Below are 1,386 nucleotides of genomic sequence, written 5' to 3'. Positions count from 1 at the left end.
AGCTCGGTCCCGGGGATCCTCTAGAGTCGACCCTCGATCCGGCATCGCGGTGTCTGCTGCGGTGAGCGCGACGGTCGTCGCGGACGACCTCACCACCGCCGACGTGTGGGCGACCGCCCTCGCCGTCGCGGCCGGCGAGGACACCCGGTGGCTGTGGGACGCGCCGCTGCGCTCGGCGATGACGGTCACCGACGCCGGTGTCCGTCGATGGGTCGCGGGCGTCGGCGTCGAGACCGTCGCGGCGACCGCGGCCTGAACCCGCGACGGCGACCGCGGCCTGAGGCCGCTACGCAGCCTGCGGCAGCCAGAGCAGCATGGTGGTACCCGCTGCCGACGTTAGCTCGATCTCGATCCGGCCCCCGGCCGCCGCGGCCGCCTCGCGCACGAGCGCGAGACCCAGGCCGAAACCGCGCCGCCGACCCGACTCCGGGCCGCGGGCGAAGCGCTCGAAGATGCGCTCGCGATCGGCATCGGCGATGCCGGTGCCGCCGTCGCGCACCCGGATCGCGACCCCCCGTCCGTCGGATCGCGCCGACAGTGCGACCTCGCCGCCGGCGGGAGTGTGCTGCACCGCGTTGTCCAGGAGCGCGACGCAGAGCCGGTCGAGGGTGACGCGGGGAAGGCGCACCCGCAGGCCCGCGCCGTCGCCCTGACCGACGCGGACGCGCACGCCCGCCTCCTCGGCCAGCGGCGCCACCGTGGCCGCCGCGGCCGTCAGCGCCGCCTCGACGACGGCGGGCTCGGCATCCGTCGCCGTTCCCTCCGCCGTCAGCAGCATGTCGGTGAGCACGGCGTCCATGACCGACGCGTCGGCGCGCAGCGCCGCGAGCGTGTCGGTGAGGTCTTCGCCGCGTCGGTAGCGGCGCTCCAGGATCTGCGCCCGGCTCGTGAGAGCCGTCAACGGCGTGCGGATCTCGTGGCTCGCATCGGCGACGAAGCGGCGCTGCAGCCGCAGGGCACCGGCCAACGGGGCCACCGCGCGGCGGGCGGCGAACCAGGCGACGAGGGCGAGCAGCGCCACCCCGGCGAGACCGAGCGCGACGACCCAGGGGAGGATGCGGTCGACGTCGACGACGATGCGGTCGCCGTCCGGCGGACCGCTGCGGCCGCCGCCCTCGCCGTTGTGGTGCAGTTCGGGTCGGGCCGACAGCAGCAGGACGGCCACGAGAAGCGCGACTCCCGCCGTCACCACGACGGCCGATGCGGCACCGACGAGCAGACCGACGTGGACCGCGGCGCGACGAACGCGCCGGCGGTCGGCCTCGTCGCTCACGACGGGCTCCCCGCACGGTAGCCGCGACCGCGAACGGTCTCGATGATCTCGGGCGACGCCTTGCGGCGGATGTAGTGCACGTAGGTGTCGACGGAGCTCAGGGCGTCGTCGGA

At 75.4% G+C, this 1,386-nt stretch carries 3 protein-coding genes; 1 reads left to right on the top strand and 2 read right to left on the bottom strand.

The genetic code is table 11. The features are described from left to right. Nucleotides 1-256: FAD:protein FMN transferase (locus I5I_RS05245; protein WP_187289912.1), on the top strand; the 256-nt coding region annotated here is incomplete at its 5' end. Nucleotides 257-286: 30 nt separating this feature from the next. On the opposite strand, the gene I5I_RS05240 is transcribed toward I5I_RS05245, so the two are convergent. Next, nucleotides 287-1,273, bottom strand: a complete 987-nt coding sequence (locus tag I5I_RS05240; RefSeq protein WP_036317344.1) for a sensor histidine kinase — start codon at nt 1,271-1,273, stop codon at nt 287-289. After that, complete coding sequence (locus I5I_RS16305; RefSeq protein WP_306305726.1) at nt 1,270-1,374, bottom strand: winged helix-turn-helix domain-containing protein; 105 nt, start codon at nt 1,372-1,374, stop codon at nt 1,270-1,272. The genes I5I_RS05240 and I5I_RS16305 overlap by 4 nt, the downstream gene beginning before the upstream one ends. Nucleotides 1,375-1,386: the final 12 nt, after the last annotated feature.

This window comes from Microbacterium sp. B24 (assembly GCF_000333415.1).
GTDB lineage: Bacteria > Actinomycetota > Actinomycetes > Actinomycetales > Microbacteriaceae > Microbacterium.
This window is presented reverse-complemented; position numbering and strand designations above follow the sequence as displayed.